Source organism: Pseudomonas sp. AN-B15 (genome assembly GCF_019056475.1).
Classification (GTDB): domain Bacteria; phylum Pseudomonadota; class Gammaproteobacteria; order Pseudomonadales; family Pseudomonadaceae; genus Aquipseudomonas; species Aquipseudomonas parakoreensis.
Genome location: NZ_CP049737.1, coordinates 4,597,993 through 4,614,204 on the forward strand (window position 1 = coordinate 4,597,993; position 16,212 = coordinate 4,614,204).

A 16,212-nucleotide genomic window follows, 5' to 3' on the forward strand; every position below is an offset into this window, starting at 1 on the left:
TCTTGTCCTGAGTCGTGGGGTTAACGCTGCGTCAACCAACGCTGTCATTGGAGAATCGGGGCTTCGGTGAAAGTGACCGGGTCAAAATCTATTTGGTGGTTATTGGCTTCGCAGCGCACGCTGAAAATGAACGTGCCACCGGACGGACTCGACACGTACACCCGTGTAACCCCCTCGGCATCGGCATAATTCTGTTCGGGACGGATCACCGCCGTGCCGCTGCTGCCGCTGGCCGGTCTGGCAAACCAGCGCACCAGACGATTGCGTCCGGGGTTTCGATAGTTGTCGCGCAGCGTGGCGTACAACGCGATTTCCTGCCCCGCAGGAACCGGCTCCAACGGCACCAGAGACGTTAATGGTGCCGGGAAGAAAAGCGTATCGGGGTCATCGGCGATGTTGATGGTCGGGGCCTGTTGCGCGTCGATCAGGTCAAGCCAGAACAGCGGCGTTTCCTGCCCCATGACCTTGCCCGGCAGATACTCGACCGTTACCGTTCCATCGACTTCAGTGGCCTTGGGCACAATCGTGCCGAGACTCACTTGCCAGTACACATTGACGCCACTCAGTGGCCGCTTGTCGGCATCGCGCAGCGTCACGGTAAACATCACTTTCTCGTCGTCCTTGCCGGCCACCGCCTCAGTCTTGTCCACCACACAAGTCATGGTGACCAGCGGTTGCGTCACCTCATCGGCGAAGGTCACCACCGACTCGCGGCTGTCTGAAAGGCTGAGCAGCGCACGCTCGGCGGCGAACCGGTACGCATCCTTGTTGACGTCTTCCGGCAGACTGCCCACGAGGAAAATCGTCAGGGCGTCCATGCCGCTGTGCCGGGCCAAGACGCGGATGCGCATCAGCAAATCGAGCTGGGGCAGTGTGTTGAGAATGTTCAACGTCGGGTCGATGCGGCTGACACACTCACGCACCTCCTGCACGCTCCAGTCGAAAAACGCCGCCAGTCGCAACGCGGCCGCTTCCTGTGCCAGGCGCAACGCGTCGCCTGTCAGAGGGCTGGGCAATGCATTGACCTGACGCAGGTAATCGAGCAGTTTGCCGGCCGGTTGCGCGCTCAGCTCGAAGGCCCGACCCAGTGTGCTCAGGTAATACAGGGTACGGATAGACAGCAGATGTCGATCGTTCTGAGCCATCCAGGCCTTATGGCCGTACTGCAGAAAGTCTTCGAGCAACACCGCAGACAGATCCAGCTGGTTCGTCACGGCGCTGCGACGTCGCACGTCAGCCAACAAGCTCAGCAGCGGGTCGGGTTGTTCAGAAGCACGTGCAGCGCGCCTGAGCGCATCAGCCGCATCACGATCGGCACGCGCGCTGACCTGAGACAGCAATTGATAAACGGTGGACTGTGCCCAGGTCAGCATCAGCAATCCGCGTTCGATATCAAGGCCGGTGTACGCCACCAGACACTCCCTGACGACCGAGACCTGCGCTTCCCGCGCCTGCAACAGCACGCCGAGCATGCGCTCGACAAGAACGCTCCGAACGGCGTCTTCGCTCTCGCCCAGCCCTTCCCTGATGGCCTGGTCGAAGATTTCCCTGGCCAGGCTCAGGTATTGGGCCTCGGGTAATTGCAGATCGATGATCAACCCCCTGTCGTCGACCAGCTCGGTCAGCAAATGCAGCCAGTCCAGCCCTTCCAGCGAGGGCACGCCAGCCATCGACAACCCGGCATTGTTGAACAGCGTCGCCGGCAGCAGGTTGAGAATCTGCTCAAACAACCGACGCTCAGCCTGCGTGGCTACCGCCAGCGCCTGCAGCGGTGCCACGTGGTTCAACGTCCACAGCACAGGGATTTCGCGATCCCTGCACCAGGATACACAGGCGTGCAGGGCATCAATCAGATTGAGCACGTCCGGTGGGGTTTGGCTTTCGAGTCGTGTGTACAGGCGCGGTACACCTGCCAGCCCGTCGACCCAGCGCTCGCCACCCAGCAGGGTCAGCATCAACACCCCTTCGACCGGGGTAATGCCCAATAACCGTGGCAACTTCACCAATCGGTAGAAACTCGAAATGACTGCCGGGGTGCGCCTGAGCGTGCCGTTGAACCCGTGTGCCCGTTCGATCGCGACCGCAAGGTAGGCATATGTCTGCAGATCGATAGCCAATCCGCTGCACAACTGGCTGATCGTCAGCTCCGCCCCGGACTGTGCTGGCAGCGTCGCAAATGCTTCGCCGTCCAGCACCAGGGGCTGACGATAATTGCCTTGGCTGTTGAAGGTACGATCGAACAGTGACAGGGCATCGGCACGGCCGTAAATCGGGATTTCATCGAGAAATGCCGCGAAGTCCTCTGCCGAACAGCCATAGCGTTCACGCAGCGACTGAAACAAGCCGAGGGCCTGCACCTGATGGGTGGAAATCCACCACGGGGCTGCCCGTTGCGCCTGACGTGTCTCTGCCCTGATCGCCGCCGTCAACAACGCGTCCACCTGCTCGCTGGGCAGTTCCAGCCATCGATCCAGACGCAACTTGCGATTCATTCGTTCGTAGCGGTCAATGGTGGCCGGGTCTTGTGTAAAACGATGCAGAAAAGTTGTGCTGTCTTCACTGTAAACAATGCCGAGTGCCGGGCTGGTCGCGGCATTGAGGTACACCGAGCCGGATCGCTGGCTCTCGTCAGCGCCCGGTTGCTCGCTTTCATACACAGTGACGTTGGCCGAACGCGTCGGGGCGAATTCGCGAATCGACAGCAACGACTCGATATCACGGGTGTCCAGCCCTGTTTGCTGGCCAAAGAACTTCACCTGATTGAGGTCCTGCCAATCTTCTACGGTCGTACCAAAGTTGCGTTGGTAATATTCGAGTTTGTTTGCCTCGTCAGTGGGCGCCTCCGTCAACAGTTCACGCTGGTAGGGCCCCAACCGCGACGCATGGGTAAAGGCGCGACCGGCATCGTTGTCCCACGCCTCGGGCTGCAGGAAGTAGGGATAGGCCAAATCCACCATCTGGACGATATTGCCCACCGACAAGCCATGTTCCCGGGCGACAAAATCAAGCGTGACCCAGTGCTGGTAGTACGGCAGACCGTTGGGATAACGGGTCTGGATCAACGCCTCTTCGAGGTCAGTAGCGCTGTCGTTTTCCTCGATGAACGTTTCGAGTACCGGGACGATGATGTCCAGCGCCGACACCGCCTGATGCACGGCATTGAAGTCAACCAGCAGCCTCTTCAGATCCTGCCGGCGCTCATGCAAATCGAGCTTATCGGCGCTGCCCATGGGGAGTATTTTCTCTTCGATCCAGCGCAACAGCTCAATCAGGTAGGCCACCGGGGAGACGATTGACTCCAGTGCCTGCGGCGGGCACATGGCATCGAAATCTGGCGAGAACAGCTGCTCGTAGCTTGGCCCATCGACCCTCGACAACAGACCGCTCCCGGGGCGGGTGACCCGGGCGTTCGAACCGCTCAACGAATGTTCAATGAACTGGCGCCGGACAAACACCGCCAGGCTGTTGGCCCTGCGTAAAAAGGTCTGCGCATCGTCGGGGCTCAACCGGTAATGCCTGACCAGCCCCTGAACGCCTTGTTCGACCAGCGGAAAAACCGAACCACCGTTTTCCAGGTGATCACAAAAATCGGCGTAGGTTTCGCGCTGTTCGTCACTGAATACCTGTCTCAGCCACTGCTGCACCGGGCGGATCAAAGGCTCGGTCATGGTCGGGCTCCCGGAGCAATCGACGTGATCTCGAAACGCTCGCTTTCAACCCAGTCGGATACGGTCGAGCCATCCGCAGCGTCAGTGATGGTCTGCTGGAATCGACACCACTGGCCGCCTGGCAGCAGGGGCTGCGTTGCCTCGCCGCTCCAGCCTTGAGCAGTGACGGCAATGCCTGCGCTTAGCACGGTGTCAGGGTTGAACCAGGGCACCACGCGCCCGACACCCGTGCGTCCCTTGCCGACGAAACGTAGCGGATTTTCGACCCGGAATCCCGGTGCCGGCTCATCGATAGCTGGCAAATAGGTGCCCAGTACCACTGGAAGTGCAGCCGAGGCGGCAGAGTCGAAATCATCACGCGAAGCCACCGCCACCAGATTCGCAGGGCCGACGGACTGCCCCGTTTCCAGCGTCAGTGACCAGGTACGGTCCTCAAGCACCGGGGCGCTTGCGCGCGTCGTGCCCCTGCTGCCTGTCAACGTCACAAGCACGGTGTCGCCCGGATAGCCAAAGCCGGACACCACGACCTGACGACCGATGTGCACGCCGCGTCCGGGGCTTTCGATCACCGGGGCGGCAGGCACCACTTTGTAAGTGCGCGGAGGACTTTCCCTGGACGCGTGGGTCTCGAAGAATTGCCGGCCCTTTACGGTGTAGTTGCCGACCGGCAACGTTACCTCGGCACGCCATTCGCCCACAAAGTTGACCGGGACTTTATCAAGCAGGATTTCACTGGGATTTTCACGCCAGATCGTCACTTGACCAAAGGGTTCGGCGGTGCCCGAAAGCGTCGAGGTCCGGGCCAGCGATTGATTCGGCGCCGGCACCCTGATGACCGGCGGCACCAGCACGACAAAATAGCTGCGCACGGCACTGGGCAAAGAAGGTCTGCCAGCAATGGTTTGCACGGCTTCGATCTGGTATTTGCGAAACTCGAGTTTTTTCAGTTCGACGAACCAGGCGCCATGAGTGGTCAGCCGTTTCGGCTCACCCAGATTCCGTCCGAATTGCGCATCCCGCAGTTGCAACGTCGCACCGTTGTAGCCGTTGACTCCGCGCACGGTCATGTCGTAGTGGGTGTCTGTGTTTTCAGTCGGCTCGGTGATCACCAGCTGCTCCGGGCTGACTGAAAACGCTTGCGAAGCGGGCGGCGATGGGCGCCCGGCAACGCTCTGGATCACGGTCACCCTGTGCTCCCTGTCCGGAGCGAAGCCGGCGTCGCGCTTGAAGGTCCATGTGCCGCTGGTGCCGACCGGCCGGTGCTCGTTCGCGCTGTCGCTGTATTTCAGGCTCAGCGTCGCGCCGGGCCAGCAGGTGCCGGAGATTTTCGGTGACAGTCCATCGTCCTCGACATCAGTGATAACGGGAGCCAGCAGCGGCACGGTGATTGTCATTTCCACCGGGTCGGAAACGAGCGCACCGTCCTTCTGCACCAACAACACAACCTTGGTGGTGTTCGGCTCCCAGACTGCAGAGGCCCGTGCCGACCACCCCTGCGCCGTGACCGGTGCAGGCGGTGCAATCGGCGCGCCGGTTGCCTTGTCCGTCACGTGCACCGTCGCGCCACTGACCCCCTTGCCAGTCAGGACCGGCGTGTAATCGACCACCGTACAAGCCAGCTCAGTCGGCGCCGGAAAACGGTCGATATTGATGATCCGCTCCACCGCATCCGACACCGCATCACCCAGTTTTTGCACGACTTTCACCGTGCGCGTCGAACCGGGCGCCCAAGCCTGAGTAGCCCGGGTCAACCAGCCTTGCGCCGTGACGGTGGTTGCCGGAGCAACCGCACTGCCATCGGCCTTGTCGGTAACCTCGACCGAAGCGTTGATAAAGCCCTTTCCGGTGAAGGTCGGGGTGTAATTGGAAACGGTGTGAGTCACCTCTGTGGGCGCCGGCAACTCTGATGAAGTCCTGAACAGGTACTCGTGGGAGGGAATCCAGCCTCCGGCGTTATCGGAAACTTTCTGCACGACCTTCAAATTGTAAACGCCGAAGGGCCATTTCTGTGAGGTCGTTCTCCAACTGCCTGCGGTCACGACTACGACAGGTGGCGGTGTCGCCTCTTCCGGGCCGTTGACGATGGTGATCTCAACCGTGGCGCCGGTAAAACCTGCGCCGGAAAACTCGATGGTGGTGAGGGTTGGATAGGTGACGCTGACGGAGGTCAGTGCAGGGGGGCGGATTTTGAACGAGCGCGGCAAACTTACATCGGAAGTGACGCCTGACAGCGTCTGCCGCGCAACAATCGTAAAGCTGCCCGGCGGCATGTCTTGAGTGAACGCAGTGACCTGCCATTGTCCGTTGCTTTCTGCTGTGCCCTGGCCAATCTTGAATGAATGTTCCAAATCCTTTAGGACTTCGACAACGGCACCTGAAACAGCCCTCCCCCCCGCTATCGGACCTCTCGGATCGGTCACTGCTGATTCGGATGGCGTCGTGATTGTCGGCCGCAGAAGCAAGGTGAAATATTGCGTTGCAGTCCAGTCATTCAGCCCGCGGTGACCAGCCTGCATTTCGACCAGACCACCGTTAGGATAATTATCCTGGTTGAACGGGGCCTCCCATGTGCGGTTGGATTTAACAAGTGCTGTTGCATGTAAAACACCACCGCCGGGTTTCATCACGTCAATTGTTTTTCCCGGCGTACCCCGTCCGGTAATCAATAGTTGAGCGCTGGCGCGTACCACTGCTCCTGGTGACGGGGAATCGATGACCGGAGCTACTTTCAAAACCACAGTCATCAAATTGGATCTAGAGGATGAGTATGTGCCGACTTTCTGAATGGCATAATAAGTCAGTGGCTGTGTTTCAACAGGCAGACTAATATTAGCCATCCAACTGCCACCGACCCGAACAGTGGCGTTACCCAGCGAGGCATTATCCGCAGCATTATAGAGAGTGATTACACCATCATTAAATAAACCACCACTACCCTGCACTGTGAATTGGGGTGACGTTACGTCACCGGAAGGCTCATTAATAATTGGTGTAGTAACTTCGATAGTGAACGACACTCTTGATGTCGAAGCCTGAATCGCTTCCAGGTGATAACTACCAGGGGGATGAGCATTCAGGATGCGGGACCATGTATTCCCGTTGATTATTCCGCTACTTATCTGAACCGATTCTTGCCCCCGGTACAAGTGCAATACTATATTCATCGGAAGGCTTGTGGTGCCCGTGACGGAAATCGGAACAGGAGGGATAGTTCCATTATTTGCAGGCGTGATAATTACAGCGCTGGCTGGACCAGTTTCGCCATCATATTCCTGAACCATGAACACTCCCTCCGGTTCCACCCCCAAGAATTGAACATCTGTATATAGTTCATTGGGGAACTATTAAAATCCATTCACTCATTCACCCTGTTTATTCTTTCGCTCTTCAAAAAATCGCTCGACAACGATTCGCGGATTGCCGAGCCTCTCATCAACTACCTCATCACCCTGAACAGCATTTATTGGAAATACTTCCCATGAAGAATGCTCCCACCCATCATTATGAGTACCATCAAAGTTGCATGCGATACGGAATTGTATATTAGCGGATTGAACCGGAATTGATCCGTATCTTACATAGGCAATAAATTCTGAAGGCTGTACTTCCTGCCACATTGCATCGGGGGAAGGTATAGTTCGTATTACACTGAAATTATGAAATTCAAGATTCAAATTCCCTCTGTACCACGGCTTATCTATTGGACGCGTAGTCATTTTGTACATATTAGTCCTGACATCAACCGCTCTTCCGTCGGCAGATTTTTTATATTGATAATACAACCAGGCATGCAACTCTGGAATCCTGTGATTAAGATAAGCCACTCTGGTTACTGCGTTATCCCAGCCATCAGAATAAGTAACATCAGCATCAAAAAACTCACCTCGCCCATGATAAATAGTTCCTGACCTTTCAGCTTGGAACTTCGCCCAACGCTCAACTTCACTCAAATCAATTTTCGCGTCCTTCATAACATTCTCCTCAAGTGAAGTTTTAATTTACTTCCCCGCTGCTCACCCGCCTACTGTCAGAACTGACAGTTAAAAAGATCAAATACGTCTAAAAAAATATTTTATAGACACTAGAACAGCTAACGATTCCCCGTCCTACTTCGACACGCGCAGCAAACTACAACGCCTTGCGCCTTTGCCTACAGATCCGCCAGAATCCGCCGGCTTGTGCGCCTTGCCGATGCCCCGTAACGTGATCCGTACCGCTGCCAATCAGTGGTCGGGTTTAGTCGCCCGGGAGGTACTGCGAAAGGTGCATGAGCGTCATCAAGTCGGGTATTCCCTATCCCCGCACTCAATGGTGGCTGTGCGCAGGGCGCCCTCGAGCGCGCCGGTTTTTTCGTAGTCCTCCCGGTCGACTAACCTGCGTCCAGCCGCCACCTCTCGTTTAGTCGGTGAGCATTCTGCTGCTGGATCTGGCGGGCAGCCTGGAAGACCAACCACGGCATCTGGCGATGGCGATTTATCAGTTGAGCGAGATGGGTTGTTGCTGGCAGAGAAGACGCTGGACAGTGAGCGGGCGATTGCTGTGGGTTAGCCCGTAGATAGACGTTGTCGGGTCTGACGCCTTCGCGGGCAAGCCCGCTCCCCCAGGGATTTGTTGTGTGCACACATTCCTTGATCAACCCCGGACACTGTGGGAGCGGGCTTGCCCGCGATGGCAATCGTGCGAGCGCCGCCGAAGTCAGGCCGAAGCCGGCAATGGCTGGAAGCTGAAGTACTGGCGCAGCGCCTCGACCAATTGCCCGTATTCCGGAGGCGGGCGTTGCAGGCTGAAGCCGGCGTCGTAATGCAGCGGTGTTGCATCTTCCTGGCACCACAGGCAACACGCGTTGAGGTCGATCACCTGCTGGCAACCATCGCTGGCAGGGATTTTCAGGCGTAGATGGAATTCGGCGCCGATCATCATCGGCAACTGACTGATGAGCATCAGCCCGTCTTCGGACACGTTGCCCAGAAAACCGATGGGTTTGTCGGTGACGCTGTTGTACACCCGGAGGAAGTACGGCAGTTGATGCCGTTCGATTCGGCGGTCAGTAAACATGCGCAGTACGCCATGCAAGGCTCCACTACAGAGCCGCACCTTTGCTTCGGAACGGGCCCGTCTCGCAGACACGCTCTCCCCGCTCCCGGTGTGACGGTCGCCAATACGCCATCACCTCAACCTCTACCAGTCGCAGGTGTTGCCTCGGTTTGGGCGCCAGGCGCCGAACCGGATCAATGGACTATAGCTCAGCTTGTACAGTCGGCCAGCGTTTGTATGACACCCGGCATCAGAAGCGTTGCGGACCTGGCACGGCCGCTGCGCTACGCGTCGGGTAATGACCCAGGCTCTGCAGGGTTTCCAGGCGCGCGCGAGCGCGGAAGGCGTATTCGCTGTTGGGGTACGAGGCGATGATGAACTGGTAGGTCTGCGCCGCGTCGATGTACATTTTTTGCCGTTCCAGGCACTGACCGCGCATCATCGACACTTCCGGCCACACATACGGGCGGGCACGGCTGGCGCGTTCGACCTTGGACAGTTCGAGCATCACCTGCTCGCAATTGCCCCGGTCATAGGCGCTGTAGGCGTTGTTCAGATGATGGTTCATCGACCAACGGGTGCAGCCCGTGACGGCGAGGACGCTGAGGGCAAGGGCGGCAATGGGCACGAATCGCATGGGGTATTCTCCTGTCTTGTGATCATTATCGACCTCGGGCGAGAAATCTTCAGAGTCCTTTGTTCCGATTGTCGCGTTCAATAAAGAAAACAATAAGTAGTGCAAACGAACAATGACTACACCCAAAGAGCGTAGTAGCCTCTGCGAGCGCTTGAACCTGAGGAGTCTTTGCATGTCCGTCCGTCGTACCAAAATCGTCGCTACCCTTGGCCCGGCCAGTAACTCGCCGGAAGTTCTCGAACAGCTGATTCTGGCTGGTCTGGACGTCGCCCGTCTGAACTTCTCCCACGGCACCCCCGACGAGCACAAGGCTCGTGCGAAGCTGGTGCGTGACCTCGCGGCCAAGCACGGTCGCTTCGTCGCCCTGCTGGGCGACCTGCAAGGCCCGAAAATCCGTATCGCCAAATTCGCCAACAAGCGCATCGAGCTGAAGATCGGTGACAAGTTCACCTTCTCCACCAGCCATCCGTTGACCGAAGGCAACCAGCAAGTGGTCGGCATCGACTACCCGGATCTGGTCAAGGACTGCGGCGTGGGCGACGAGCTGCTGCTCGACGACGGCCGCGTGGTGATGCGCGTTGAAACCGCCACCGCCACCGAACTGCACTGCATCGTGACCATCGGCGGCCCGCTGTCCGACCACAAAGGCATCAACCGTCGCGGCGGCGGCCTGACTGCTCCGGCCCTGACTGAAAAAGACAAGGCCGACATCAAGCTCGCCGCCGAAATGGAAGTCGACTACCTCGCCGTGTCTTTCCCGCGTGATGCGGCGGACATGAACTACGCCCGTCAACTGCGCGATGAAGCTGGCGGCACTGCCTGGCTGGTGGCGAAGATCGAACGCGCCGAAGCCGTGGCCGATGACGAAACCCTCGACGGTCTGATCAAGGCCTCCGACGCGGTCATGGTTGCGCGTGGCGACCTCGGTGTGGAAATCGGCGACGCCGAGCTGGTGGGCATTCAGAAGAAAATCATTCTGCATGCACGCCGCCACAACAAAGCGGTGATCGTGGCGACCCAGATGATGGAGTCGATGATTCAGAACCCGATGCCGACCCGCGCCGAAGTGTCCGACGTGGCCAACGCCGTGCTCGACTACACCGACGCCGTGATGCTGTCTGCCGAATCCGCTGCCGGCGCTTATCCGCTGGAAGCCGTGCAGGCCATGGCGCGCATCTGCGTCGGCGCTGAAAAGCACCCGACTAGCAAGACCTCCAGCCACCGCATCGGCAAGGAATTCGAGCGCTGCGACGAGAGCATTGCGCTGGCGACCATGTACACCGCCAACCACTTCCCGGGCGTCAAGGCGATCATCGCGCTGACCGAGAGCGGCTACACCCCGCTGATCATGTCGCGTATCCGTTCGTCGGTGCCGATCTACTGCTTCACCCCGCACCGCGAAGCCCAGGCCCGCGCGGCGATGTTCCGTGGCGTGTACACCGTTCCGTTCGATCCGGCTTCGCTGGCCCCGAACGAAGTCAGCCAGAAAGCCATCGACGAGCTGGTCAAGCGCGGCGTCGTGGAAAAAGGCGACTGGGTCATCCTGACCAAGGGCGACAGCTACCACACCACCGGCGGCACCAACGGCATGAAGATCCTGCACGTTGGCGATCCACAGGTCTGAGTGATTCGCTGAAAACCAAAAGCCCCGGCATGTGAGTGCCGGGGCTTTTTGCATTCTGCTCCAACAGATTTTGTATCGGCTCCGGCCTCATCGCTGGCAAGCCAGCTCCCACAGGGCCAGGCGGTGATCACAGATCTTGCATCCACCACAAAAACTGTGGGAGCTGGCTTGCCAGCGATGAGGCCAGCCCGGCCAGCGAAAATCTCAATGCCGCTTGATAAACCCGGTCAAGGCCGCCAACGCCTCCGGCGAGCGCAAGCGCTGGGTGAACAGCGCGCCCTCCTCCTCGATCACCTTACGGATCAATTCGCGATCCGGCGCCTTCATCAATTGCTTGCTGATGCGCACCGCGTCCGGCGGCAATTCGTCGAAACGCAGAGCCATTTCCCGGGCCTTGTTCAGCGCCGCTTCGCCACTGCCCAGCGCCTCGCTGGCGATGCCCCACTGCGCGGCCTGCTCACCGCTGAAACCTTCACCGAGCAACAACAACTCGGCCGCTTTGGCCTGCCCGAGCAAACGCGGCAGGATCAGGCTGGAACCGAACTCCGGACACAGCCCCAGATTGACGAACGGCATGCGCAACCGCGCATCGCGGCTGACGTAGACCAGATCGCAATGCAGCAATAATGTGGTGCCGATGCCCACGGCAGCACCGGCCACAGCGGCAACCACTGGTTTACGGCATTCGAGCAGATTGAGCATGAAGTGGAACACCGGGCTGTCGAGGTCGCTCGGCGGTTGCTGGATGAAGTCGGCGATGTCGTTGCCGGCGGTGAAGCATTCGGCGCTGCCAGAGATCAGCACGGCAGTGATTTCAGGATCGCTGTCGGCCTGCTTCAGGGCCTCGGCAAGGCGACTGTACATCGCGCGGGTCAGGGCGTTTTTCTTGTCCGGGCGGTTGAGGCGCAGGGTGAGCAAACCGCGTTCGCGTTCCAGCAGGATGGCTTCGGTCATCAGCGTTACTCAACATTAAAAAGGGCTGACAAAGTTCTTTTTTGGTGATGCAAAACTTTTGTGGCGAGGGGATTTATCCCCGATTGAGTGCGCAGCGCTCACAAAATCCTGGGGCCGCTACGCAGCCCGTCGGGGATAAATCCCCTCACTACAGGGTTGCGCCGTGCCCCAAAAGTTTCAGCGCTTAACGGCGGGACAAAAACACATCGGCCAGCAGTTGATTGCGCGGCAGTCCGGCCAGGTACAGACGCTTGGCAAAGGCCTCGACGCTGGCAGTCGAGCCGCAGACTAAGGCCAGGGTCTGCCGGGAAACAAGGCGCAGTTGCGCCAAAGCGGCGGCTGACTCGGCCGCCGTCCATAGCTCGACGCTGAGGTTTTCGCGCTGCGCAGCGAGCGCCGCCAGAGGTTTGGCCAGATAGTGCTCACGCGCGTCATGGGCCAGATGAATAAGGCGGATGGCGCCTTGGTGATCCTGACGCAAGGCTTCGCGCAGCACGCCGAACAACGGCCCCAGCCCGGTGCCGGCAGCCAGCAGCCACAGCGGGCGCGCGTGCCAGTCCGGGTCGTAATGCAGGGCGCCGCCGCGCAGCTCGCCGAGGCGGATCGGGTCGCCGATCTGCAGGCGCCGCGCCGCATCGCTGAATTCGCCGGGCTGGCGACAGTCGAGGTGGAATTCGAGATAGCGGTCTTCCTGCGGCAGGCTCGCCAGCGAATATGGCCGGGCGATGTGGTTGATCCACAGCACCAGATGTTGCCCGGCGCTGTAGCGCAGCGGTCGTTGCGGGGTCAGGCGCAAACGCAGTACGTTGTCGCTGAGCCAGTCCAGCGCCTGGACCAGCGCCGGGCGACCGTCAGTGAGCGGGTCGAACGTGTGCACGTGCAAGTCTTGCGTGACCTGGCACTGACAGGCCAGTCGCCAGCCTTCCTGGCGCTGTTCGGCACTCAAGGCGTCCGGTCGACTGTCGGTGGGCAAGCCGTTCACGCACTGCACCAGACAGGCATGGCAACTGCCGGCGCGGCAACTGTAAGGCACCGCGACGCCGTGCTGATTCAGCGCGTCGAGCAAATTGCTGCCCGCCGCCACCGACCATTGCCGGTCACCGACCCGAAGTTCAGGCATCCACATTCTCCCACGCCGCTGCACAGCGATTGCGCCCGTCGCGCTTGGCCCGGTACAGCGCCTGATCGGCGCGCTGCAAGGCGTCGTCCAGATCATCACCCAGTTCCAGCAGGGTCATGCCTGCCGACAGGCTGAGGTTGCGCACGTTCAGCCCCACCAGTTCGACATCAGTGAAAGCAATGCGCAGGCGTTCACAACAAGCCGTCAGGCGTTCGGCATCGCAGTCGGGCAGCAACACCACGAATTCCTCGCCACCGTAACGCGCCAGTACGTCGCCGTCACGCAGGCAGGCACCCGCCACACCGGCGAAGGCCTGCAACACCTGATCGCCGGCGGCATGACCGTGCAAATCGTTGATGCGCTTGAAATGGTCGAGATCGATCAGCGCCAGACCGTGAACCACACCCGGCTCCATGTCGTCGAGTTCGCGGGAAGCCAGACGCAGAAAATGCCGGCGATTGAACAGTCCGGTCAGCTCATCGGTGGCCACCAGATCTTCGAGCTGGCGCATCATTCCGCGCAGGGTGTCCTGATGCGCCTGCAGGGCAAACCGGCGTTGGCGCATGCGTTGCCGTGACACCTGCACAAAGCGTGCGTAGATCACCAGCCAGGCCAGCACCATCGCCAGAATGCACACCTGCAACGCCGCCATTGCCGGATCCGGCAGACGGAAGTGATAGCCGTCCCAGAGGGTGATCGCACAGAAACTGAAGAACACCAGCAGCGCGCAACGAATGAACGCGCGCCGGGATAAATGAAACAGGCCGAACAACAGGATCAGCACGTAGAACACCAGAAACGCGCCACGTGCTTCGTCCAGATGAGCGATCAGCCAGGTCTGCCAGCCGAGCCCGAGCAGCACTTGCGCTTCGGTCAGGCTGGGGTCGGCGAAGCGCTGATTGTGCCCGGACCAGAACAGCGTAAACAACGTGGCCTGGCAGATCACCACCAGCGCACTGCCGATGGCCACGCTGTTCAGTGATTGCGGGTAATGTCCGGTGAAAAATGCCAGCCACAACAACAGCAAAGCCAATCCATAGGTGGCCGCAGCGAGGGCGAAGCGTTTGAGCAAAAGACGTTGAATGGCGTTATGGGTCAATCGTTGACTCACCGTGCGATAGGAGGCTGACCGAGTGTCCTACTCTACAGACCGGATGCCACTTTAGAGGGGCGGTCGATAAATGACCACCGATTTTCGGGCCTGATAATTGACGTCAAAAACCCTTGTGCACTGACCTGTAGGAGCTGCCGAAGGCTGCGATCTTTTGATCTTGCTTTCAAAAGTAAAAGACAAAAGATCGCAGCCTTCGGCAGCTCCTACAGAAAGGGTGGGCCAGCCATGCGACCAACGAATGACTGCCAGCGCGTGTACGCCCTGAAGAGGCGCGGTATACTGCCGCGCCTTTTTAGCGTCGCGCCAGCAGCCCCGGCGTGCCTTGAAAGGTGCTTGCAACCGACCGATGCACCCAAGCTGCAAGCACCTTATTGAATGTTCCCGTCTTTTAGAGGAGCGCGACTCATGACCGTGATCAAGCAAGATGACCTGATTCAGAGCGTTGCCGACGCCCTGCAATTCATTTCCTACTACCACCCCGTGGATTTCATCCAGGCGATGCACGAAGCCTACCTGCGCGAAGAATCGCCAGCGGCCCGTGATTCGATCGCACAGATCCTGATCAACTCGCGTATGTGCGCCACCGGCCACCGCCCGATCTGCCAGGACACCGGCATCGTCACCGTGTTCGTACGTGTGGGCATGGACGTACGTTGGGATGGCGCGACCATGAGCCTGGACGACATGATCAACGAAGGCGTGCGCCGCGCCTACAACCTGCCGGAAAACGTCCTGCGAGCCTCGATCCTCGCCGACCCGGCGGGCGCTCGCAAAAACACCAAGGACAACACCCCGGCGGTCATCCACTACTCCATCGTCCCGGGCAACACCGTGGAAGTGGACGTGGCGGCCAAGGGCGGCGGTTCCGAGAACAAGTCGAAAATGGCCATGCTCAACCCGTCCGACTCGATCGTTGACTGGGTACTGAAGACCGTTCCAACCATGGGCGCCGGCTGGTGCCCACCAGGCATGCTCGGCATCGGCATCGGCGGCACCGCCGAGAAAGCCGCGGTCATGGCCAAGGAAGTGTTGATGGAATCCATCGACATCCACGAACTCAAAGCCCGTGGCCCGCAGAACCGTATCGAAGAGATCCGTCTGGAGCTGTTCGAGAAGGTCAACCAGCTGGGCATCGGCGCCCAGGGTCTCGGTGGCCTGACCACCGTGCTCGACGTGAAGATCATGGATTACCCGACCCACGCCGCTTCGTTGCCGGTGTGCATGATCCCGAACTGCGCCGCCACCCGTCACGCGCACTTCGTGCTCGACGGTTCTGGCCCGGCATCGCTGGAAGCGCCATCGCTGGATGCCTACCCGGAAATCGTCTGGGAAGCCGGCCCGTCGGCCCGTCGCGTCAACCTCGACACCCTGACCCCGGAAGAAGTGCAGAGCTGGAAGCCGGGCGAAACCGTCCTGCTCAACGGCAAGATGCTCACCGGTCGCGACGCGGCGCACAAGCGCATGGTCGAGATGCTGAACAAGGGTGAAACCCTGCCGGTGGATCTGAAAGGTCGCTTTATCTACTACGTCGGCCCGGTGGATCCGGTCGGTGACGAAGTGGTTGGCCCGGCTGGCCCGACCACCGCGACGCGGATGGACAAGTTCACCCGTCAGATCCTTGAGCAGACCGGCCTGCTGGGCATGATCGGCAAGTCCGAGCGTGGCCCGACCGCGATCGAAGCGATCAAGGACAACAAGGCCGTGTACCTGATGGCCGTGGGCGGCGCCGCTTACCTGGTGGCCCAGGCCATCAAGAAGTCCAAGGTGCTGGCCTTCGCCGAACTGGGCATGGAAGCGATCTACGAGTTCGAGGTCAAGGACATGCCGGTCACCGTCGCGGTGGACAGCAACGGTGAGTCGGTACACATCACCGGCCCGGCGATCTGGCAGCAGAAGATCGCCGAAAGCCTGGCGGTAGAAGTGCAGTAAGCGTTTCGCAGCATGAACAAGGCCGGCCCGTCATCTGACGGGCCGGCCTTTTTTGTGCCCACCTGTCCGTGCGAGCACCCTGCACATTAATAGCTTTTTGGCACCTGTCAGATCTGACAGGTTACGAAATCT

Annotated in this window: 10 protein-coding genes and 1 pseudogene; 3 read left to right on the forward strand and 8 right to left on the reverse strand. The window is 59.6% G+C overall.

Going from position 1 to position 16,212, the window contains the following annotated elements:
• Positions 1-44: 44 nt before the first annotated feature.
• The 3 genes from GTQ41_RS20835 to GTQ41_RS20845 all read right to left on the reverse strand — a co-directional run bounded on the left by GTQ41_RS20835 (position 45) and on the right by GTQ41_RS20845 (position 7,639).
• Positions 45-3,668 (reverse strand): Tc toxin subunit A, encoded by a 3,624-nt coding sequence (locus GTQ41_RS20835; RefSeq protein ID WP_047296091.1) that lies wholly within the window; start codon positions 3,666-3,668, stop codon positions 45-47.
• Positions 3,665-6,949, reverse strand: a complete 3,285-nt coding sequence (locus GTQ41_RS20840) for a hypothetical protein (RefSeq protein WP_155416821.1) — start codon at positions 6,947-6,949, stop codon at positions 3,665-3,667. The genes GTQ41_RS20835 and GTQ41_RS20840 overlap by 4 nt, the downstream gene beginning before the upstream one ends.
• Positions 6,950-7,027: 78 nt before the next feature.
• Positions 7,028-7,639 (reverse strand): hypothetical protein, encoded by a 612-nt coding sequence (locus GTQ41_RS20845; RefSeq protein ID WP_155416822.1) that lies wholly within the window; start codon positions 7,637-7,639, stop codon positions 7,028-7,030.
• Between the two features lie 431 nt (positions 7,640-8,070).
• Here GTQ41_RS20845 and GTQ41_RS28680 point away from each other — a divergent pair.
• A pseudogene (locus tag GTQ41_RS28680) lies at positions 8,071-8,216 on the forward strand (DUF6124 family protein); the annotation flags it as partial.
• 147 nt (positions 8,217-8,363) lie between these two features.
• On the opposite strand, the gene GTQ41_RS20850 reads toward GTQ41_RS28680, so the two are convergent.
• Together GTQ41_RS20850 and GTQ41_RS20855 are read right to left on the reverse strand one after the other, a co-directional pair.
• Positions 8,364-8,723: a PilZ domain-containing protein gene (locus GTQ41_RS20850; protein ID WP_047296093.1), complete on the reverse strand. Its 360-nt coding sequence runs from the start codon at positions 8,721-8,723 to the stop codon at positions 8,364-8,366.
• Between the two features lie 229 nt (positions 8,724-8,952).
• On the reverse strand, positions 8,953-9,339 hold the full coding sequence (locus GTQ41_RS20855; protein ID WP_047296095.1) for a tol-pal system YbgF family protein: 387 nt from the start codon (positions 9,337-9,339) through the stop codon (positions 8,953-8,955).
• 172 nt (positions 9,340-9,511) lie between these two features.
• Here GTQ41_RS20855 and pyk point away from each other — a divergent pair, with 172 nt between their 5' ends.
• On the forward strand, positions 9,512-10,963 hold the full coding sequence (gene pyk / locus GTQ41_RS20860; RefSeq protein WP_041068487.1) for a pyruvate kinase: 1,452 nt from the start codon (positions 9,512-9,514) through the stop codon (positions 10,961-10,963).
• A gap of 204 nt (positions 10,964-11,167) precedes the next feature.
• Here the strand turns inward: pyk and GTQ41_RS20865 are convergent, their stop codons facing one another.
• The 3 genes from GTQ41_RS20865 to GTQ41_RS20875 all read right to left on the reverse strand — a co-directional run bounded on the left by GTQ41_RS20865 (position 11,168) and on the right by GTQ41_RS20875 (position 14,136).
• Entirely contained in the window at positions 11,168-11,917 is a 750-nt protein-coding gene (locus tag GTQ41_RS20865) for an enoyl-CoA hydratase-related protein (RefSeq protein ID WP_047296097.1), read from the reverse strand.
• Between the two features lie 184 nt (positions 11,918-12,101).
• Positions 12,102-13,037: an iron-sulfur-binding ferredoxin reductase gene (locus GTQ41_RS20870; RefSeq protein ID WP_047296100.1), complete on the reverse strand. Its 936-nt coding sequence runs from the start codon at positions 13,035-13,037 to the stop codon at positions 12,102-12,104.
• On the reverse strand, positions 13,030-14,136 hold the full coding sequence (locus GTQ41_RS20875; RefSeq protein WP_047296103.1) for a GGDEF domain-containing protein: 1,107 nt from the start codon (positions 14,134-14,136) through the stop codon (positions 13,030-13,032). The genes GTQ41_RS20870 and GTQ41_RS20875 overlap by 8 nt, the downstream gene beginning before the upstream one ends.
• A gap of 420 nt (positions 14,137-14,556) precedes the next feature.
• Here GTQ41_RS20875 and GTQ41_RS20880 point away from each other — a divergent pair, with 420 nt between their 5' ends.
• On the forward strand, positions 14,557-16,080 hold the full coding sequence (locus GTQ41_RS20880; protein WP_027612504.1) for a fumarate hydratase: 1,524 nt from the start codon (positions 14,557-14,559) through the stop codon (positions 16,078-16,080).
• Positions 16,081-16,212: the final 132 nt, after the last annotated feature.